The following is a 6,093-nucleotide window of genomic DNA, read 5'->3' as shown; positions in this document are numbered from 1 at the left end:
CAATTGCGAGTTGAAAAAGTCTAATGATTCTAATACACCTAACTTTTTCAACTAACTACAAATGTGTCGCACTTGGGATTTGAATCCGCGTGGATAAGAATAATGATTTTATATAAATATGTTGGCTTTGATGCTGGTTTAAAAATATTAGAAACAAGTGCTTTAGGCTTTTCTTTGACGCGCGATTTTAATGATCCATTTGAGGTGACGGCTTTAGCTTTAATGGGGGAAACGGTAAATGTTGGTGTAGAAACGCAAGCTGTAAGAAGTCGGTTTATCAATAAATATGCAGTATTGTCTTTAACTCGAGCCCCCTTACTTAAATCCTTTAATGTGGTCTCATTATGCAGATAGTCATAAAGGAATGGTGATCGGGATTGATACAGAGAAGGCAGGTTTAGAAAGTTTTGAAAATTATACGATACCTGCTCAGAGAGGAGAGATAATTTATGTGAATACAGTGCCACAACATATTAATTCAATAGATGCCGTGCAATTAATGCAAATTGGAAGTAAGCATCATATATGGTGGAAATCTCATGAGAGATTACTAAAACATGCTGTTCTTTATAAGCAATTATGTTGGGCGTATGAAGAGGAGGTTAGGGTAGTGAAATGTTTGGGGAGTGAGGAATACCATTCTTATCATTCAAAGGAAGATAAGAGATTTGAGTTGGATGGAGAGCAGTGGGAAAGAAAATATATTGGTTCAAGAAGTATATTCTTAAAAAGCATCCCATCAGATGCATTTGTTGAGATATATCTTGGGGAAAATAGTTATCGTGATCAAAGAAGGAAGTATGATAATTTAATCGATGGTTATAAAGTTCCTAAAATTTTACAGTTAAAAGAATTTAGTCGGAATAATAATATTGAATTATTCACTGTTTTAGTTGATACAGAAACATGGTCTTTAAAAAGAAAAATTATTAATTCAGTTGATTTAGATTAAATAGCTGCAATTGTGGTAGCGGTTCATATATTAGAGTTCTTTTATAAATTGTATTAGTTCAGCCTTGATCAGCCAATCTTCGACATGACCTACAATTCTTGAGGCTGTTGGCTCTGAAACTCCGTAACTCGTAGTAACGTGAAATAAGGTTCGGTATTCTCGCCAATAGCTTAGACAGAGCAGAATCTGATCCTTAATACTTAACTTGGGCGGTCTGCCTTGAGTTAAAACATGTTTCTTCAATTGATCAACCATTAAATAAAAAGTTGACCATGATATGCCTGTATATCGCTTAAACTGTGTTTCTGAAAACTTTTTGAATCGATGTGTTTCATTCATAAATTAGGCACGAATGCCAAGAAAATTAGAGGACGAATATTAAGCAAAATAGTGTTCAATTTTTATTTATGAAAGAAGATTATTGTATATTAACATATTGTTTTTTTAGTTAATTTATATTAATTATTGCTTTTTAGAAAGTTTTTCATAGCTAAGAAAAGTCTTGATGTATGAAAAAGAAAGCAAAAGTTTCGACAAAATCACACATTTCTTAAATAAAGTTGCATAATTTACAACTATTTGTAAAGTTCGTAACTTTGTTTTATTTTTTTGTAAATTAAGGTAAATTATAAAAAAATAATAAAATTAGTGGTTTAATTGTTTTTTATAAAATTTAAAGATTATTTTATTCTTTTTATTTGACATAGTTAGAAACATTTTTAAATTGTATCAATTTATTTTTTGTCTTAACCTTTTATAAGTATAGGATTAAATTTTTTAAAACAAATAAAAAACCAAAAATAGAGAATAGTATTGTGAATAATAAACTTTTGCATATTTTTAGCTCAAAGATAATAAGATAAGTTAACGGTTACTTAACTTTACTCATAATAATAAGAGTTACAGCGTAATCGTTAAAATAACTACATATACATATTCTTTTATTAAAAAGAAATGGAGAAAATCATGAACAAAATTACACAATCGGCATTAGCGGCATTAGCGGCATTAGTTCTTGGTGCTTGTTCTACGGCATCTTTTGCAGAAGATGAAGCAGCTCGAGGTGGTTATCATCCTCCTAAACCACCCATTGACTGGAGTAAATGTAATACTTTAGGCTGTGAAAAAGAAATTCCAATTTCACTTAAAATTAATAAGAAATGTGTTTTAACTGGTGGAAATGCAATAGTATTATCTGCTGCTGGTGGAACCCAAACTACAAATTATTCAATTACAACAAATACCCCTTATGTTCTGAATTTACAAACTGCAAATGCCGGTGCTAATAATACTACGTTTGTTAGACATGAAACAGATGCATCTGAAACAATTGCTACAACAATTGTGACGACTAAACAAGGTGCTGCAGGTGCTGTTCCATTTGGTAATTCAAATCATGCTGGTCAAGCAGTTGATAATTATACACTTGCAGTTACCAATACTGCAGTTGATGCTACACAGTTAGCAGGTAATTATACCGATCGCTATCTAATTAAAGCTTACTACTAATTTATTTAATCAACCTAACCTGATATTTATGTCGGGTTAGGTTGCCTCATTATACTTTTAAATGGAAAATTATAATATGAGAAAAACAACTATATTATTTTTTTTATCTTTTTTTTATTTTTCTGGCGGGAAGGCTGATGTTGCAATTGATCCAGTACAAATGTATATATTTAATGATAAAAAACAAAAAACAACAACACTTACTTTAGAGTCTATAAATGAAGTAGAAAAAAAGATATTTGAGGTGAAAGCATTTAAATGGGATCAAAATGATAAAGGTGAAGATGTGTTGGAGAAGGATGATACTCTTATAATTAATCCAAGAAATTTTATTTTAAAACCTAATGGGAAACAAGTTATACGTGTTGGTTTTAATCGTCCAATAGTATCTGTATTGGATGGTCGGGAAGAGGGTGCCTGGCGCATTGTAATTGAGGAATTACCTCAACCTGTAAAAGAATCATCTATTACTTTCTTGATGAATTTTAACCTGCCATTATTTATTGGAAAGCAAGATAACTTAAAATTAAATTTTAATATTGAGAATGATAAGCTTGTAGTTAAAAATAAAGCAGAATCTCATATTCAAATTTCAAAGTTACAAATTTTAGATTCTAATAAGAAAGAAGTTTTTACTAGTAATAATATGAAATATGTACTTAAAGATAAGAGTATTTTTTATGAGTTGGAAGGGGTTAAAATAAATAATCCTCGTAATTATTTTGTTAAAGTAATGACAGATAAGTCGCATGAGGAAATAGAGTTAAAGCTTATGGATTAAAATTATAATTAAGGATTATATTATGCAGTTAAATAGAAAAATAATTATTCTAGTTAATATTTTATTCTTATGTAATGCTAATGCTAACCAGAATCCTGATGAATTTTTTGCTAATCTTTGGATAAATGAGCTTGATCATAATATAGATATTATTTTAATAAAAAGTGATGATAATTTTTACATAGAGTGCAATATATTGTCGGAACGAGATATTGATATATCTAAATTATCAAAAATGGCTTCTCGGGATGAGTTTTGTCTTATTTCGGACCGGAATATTCAATCTAATTTCGATGCCTCTAAGCAAACAATTAATCTCACCATACCTACCCAACTGTTTAAATCAAGTACACAGATCTCCCAGTTGCAGACTATGCCAGAGAGAGCCAGTTTTGGAGGTTTCGTAAATTATGATTTTACCTATTTAAATTCAAAAATAGACAGAGAAACGAATTCTTTATATAACGGCCTGACAGATCTGGGTGTCTTTAAAGACTATTGGATTTTTAAGAACTCAATAGCATATTATAATCATCCTTTGAATGAGTATTTTACTCGACTCAGTACTAGTATTGAGTTTGAATTTCCTAAAAGTATGACTCAGCTTACTTTAGGAGATACAACTACAGTATATAATCCATTAATTAATTCTTTACGTTTTGCCGGTTTAAACTGGGGAACTAATTTTACTGAGCGACCAAATTTTATTTATTGGAATACTCCAATCTTACAGGGAAGTGCGCGTGTTCCTTCTACAGTTGATTTGTATATTAATGGGGTAAGTATATATAGCCAAAGAGTCAGTCCTGGTGATTTCAATCTTCAAACTGGTGCACAAATTCAACAGGCAGGAAATGCACAAATTATTGTTGAAGATGTGTTAGGGAATAGGAGTGTACAAAGTTTTCCTATTCTGGTGACGAATCGGCTATTAAGATCTGATCTTAGTGAATATAATGTTTCATTAGGAAAGTTGCGTTATAACTATAATATAGAAAGTAATGACTATCGTAATTTTTTCTCTAACCTTTATTATCGTTATGGGGTATCTAATTGGACAACACTTGGTTCTAATTTTTCTTATAGCGAAGACTTGCAAAATTTAGGCTTTCTATGGACTCAAGCTATTAGTCATTATTTGGTTTTGGATAGTGTAGTTCAAGCTTCACACGATGAACTTAATAATTTTAATTATTCATATGGATTATCTGCTGCAAAGGATTTCGGAAGAGTTTCACTTGGTGCAAGTGCGAAATATACAGAAAGAGATTTTAAATATTTAGGTGATGACCTGGATAATTTTTATAGTTATCCTAAGTATGAATATTTAATTTATGGGGGAATGAGCAATATTCCTCTCTTGCATAATATTTATTTGAATTATGCTGCCCAGAGTTTTCATCAGCAAGAAATACGCGTGGAAGATGAGATTCCTTCATTTTTTCAAAATGATCGTAAAACTTTAAATTTAGGGTTTAATCGTCGGCTAGGTAGGAAGGGAAGCCTAGGTTTGAGTTATTTTAGCTCATTTGGTAATGATCGGGATTCTGGAGTTGTCTTATCACTTAGCTATAGTTTTGATGATGATAAAGCAGTTTATTTTAGTCATTCAACAGATGAAAGAACTAAATTGCAATTTGTAAAAAGTAATCCTAATCAGGTTGGATTTGACTATGAAACAGGTGTAAATAGACTCGAAGATGAAACACTATATAATTTCAATGGGCGATTGAAAACAGATGTTGGGGATTTAGGTTTTTATCATATAGAGGGAGATAATGAGTCTGAATCACAATTAAACTATCGTGGTGCGGTTGTTTTTCTTAATAATAAATTCAATTTTACCAAGTTGGTTGATAATGCATTTTCTGTTGTTAGTGTGGGAGATTATCAGGATGTCGATGTTTTAAGGTCTTTATCTGTAGTAGATAAAACGAATAAGAAAGGCTATACCTTTGTTCATGATATTATTCCTTATGTAAATTATGATATTGGTTTTGATCAGAATCAATTACCAGTCGAAGATAAGATTCCTTATGCAACCAAGAGGCTTACTGCTTTAGATCAGCGGGGGTATATTATTAATTTCCCTATATATAATACAAAACAGGTCACGATTTTGCCTGTAGATAGTAATAATCATAAATTCACAGCTGGTTCAGAGTTATATATCGATAATGATGGTGGGGAGGTTTATCCTATCTCATCGAACGGTACGGTCACTCTATATGGGCTTATTCCAAATACTTACAATATTAAAATCATCAGCACCGAATCTAAAACTTGCTTTGCACAATTGACGGTTACAGAAAATCAAAAAGAAGAAAGCGGACTATCTACGCTTATCTGTAAATAAAGGATGAAAAATAATGAAACTTAAATTTACTGTACTTGTGTTCTCTCTATTATTAACCAGTCTAAGTCATGCCCAACGTTGTCAGATTGATCGATCGACAGCATCAGAACTCAAATTGAACTCCTCTTATCTGAGCCAAGCTGCGACTTCTTTTATCGTAAGGTGTGATAGTAGTTATGCTATTCAATTTAATTCTAGAAACTTAACCAGCACTAATGGCAGTAGTTATTTGGTTAATGAGCACAATCATAAAATAAGAACACAAATGTATATTTCTGGGGCGACCTCATCCCGTTGGAATATGCCGATATCCCAACCGGCAACTAGCCTAAGTAAATTTATTGTATTGGTACAACTAGCTGAACAACCTTCTGCTTTGACCCCAGCTGGAGTTTATAAAGACAGTTTATATGTGGATCTTATCTACTGAATTCTTTTAGTTGGCTCTTAAAAGAGAATTGGATTTTGGTCTATTTAAGTCCTTTAACCAGATTT

At 31.5% G+C, this 6,093-nt stretch carries 7 protein-coding genes; 6 read left to right on the top strand and 1 reads right to left on the bottom strand.

Annotation, left to right across the window (positions count from 1 at the left end):
• Positions 1-102: 102 nt before the first annotated feature.
• Entirely contained in the window at positions 103-354 is a 252-nt protein-coding gene (locus NI469_RS06070; protein ID WP_004647452.1) for a hypothetical protein, read from the top strand.
• Positions 332-952, top strand: a complete 621-nt coding sequence (locus NI469_RS06065; RefSeq protein WP_044109953.1) for a DUF2971 domain-containing protein — start codon at positions 332-334, stop codon at positions 950-952. The genes NI469_RS06070 and NI469_RS06065 overlap by 23 nt, the downstream gene beginning before the upstream one ends.
• A 30-nt stretch (positions 953-982) precedes the next feature.
• On the opposite strand, the gene NI469_RS15975 is transcribed toward NI469_RS06065, so the two are convergent.
• The gene (locus NI469_RS15975) at positions 983-1,207 is read right to left on the bottom strand and encodes a helix-turn-helix domain-containing protein (protein ID WP_016807076.1); all 225 of its coding nucleotides are present in this window, start codon (positions 1,205-1,207) and stop codon (positions 983-985) included.
• A 711-nt stretch (positions 1,208-1,918) separates the two neighbouring features.
• Between NI469_RS15975 and NI469_RS06060 the strand changes: the two genes are divergently transcribed.
• From NI469_RS06060 to NI469_RS06045, 4 genes are all read left to right on the top strand, one after another.
• Positions 1,919-2,461: a hypothetical protein gene (locus NI469_RS06060; protein ID WP_253174605.1), complete on the top strand. Its 543-nt coding sequence runs from the start codon at positions 1,919-1,921 to the stop codon at positions 2,459-2,461.
• Between the two features lie 76 nt (positions 2,462-2,537).
• Complete coding sequence (locus NI469_RS06055) at positions 2,538-3,242, top strand: fimbrial biogenesis chaperone (protein WP_253146954.1); 705 nt, start codon at positions 2,538-2,540, stop codon at positions 3,240-3,242.
• A 22-nt stretch (positions 3,243-3,264) separates the two neighbouring features.
• Positions 3,265-5,598, top strand: a complete 2,334-nt coding sequence (locus NI469_RS06050; protein WP_114541314.1) for a fimbria/pilus outer membrane usher protein — start codon at positions 3,265-3,267, stop codon at positions 5,596-5,598.
• Positions 5,599-5,611: 13 nt separating this feature from the next.
• On the top strand, positions 5,612-6,028 hold the full coding sequence (locus NI469_RS06045; protein ID WP_004647457.1) for a hypothetical protein: 417 nt from the start codon (positions 5,612-5,614) through the stop codon (positions 6,026-6,028).
• The last annotated feature ends 65 nt before the right edge of the window (positions 6,029-6,093 follow it).

It is taken from the genome of Acinetobacter lwoffii (genome assembly GCF_024129735.1).
GTDB classification, from domain to species: domain Bacteria; phylum Pseudomonadota; class Gammaproteobacteria; order Pseudomonadales; family Moraxellaceae; genus Acinetobacter; species Acinetobacter lwoffii_H.
This window is presented reverse-complemented; position numbering and strand designations above follow the sequence as displayed.

Bases quoted from the DNA above. Each gene is read 5' to 3' on its own strand.
- NI469_RS06070 (WP_004647452.1), top strand. From the start codon at position 103: ATGATTTTATATAAATATGTTGGCTTTGATGCTGGTTTAAAAATATTA.
- NI469_RS06065 (WP_044109953.1), top strand. From the start codon at position 332: ATGTGGTCTCATTATGCAGATAGTCATAAAGGAATGGTGATCGGGATT.
- NI469_RS15975 (WP_016807076.1), bottom strand. From the start codon at position 1,207: ATGGTTGATCAATTGAAGAAACATGTTTTAACTCAAGGCAGACCGCCC.
- NI469_RS06060 (WP_253174605.1), top strand. From the start codon at position 1,919: ATGAACAAAATTACACAATCGGCATTAGCGGCATTAGCGGCATTAGTT.
- NI469_RS06055 (WP_253146954.1), top strand. From the start codon at position 2,538: ATGAGAAAAACAACTATATTATTTTTTTTATCTTTTTTTTATTTTTCT.
- NI469_RS06050 (WP_114541314.1), top strand. From the start codon at position 3,265: ATGCAGTTAAATAGAAAAATAATTATTCTAGTTAATATTTTATTCTTA.
- NI469_RS06045 (WP_004647457.1), top strand. From the start codon at position 5,612: ATGAAACTTAAATTTACTGTACTTGTGTTCTCTCTATTATTAACCAGT.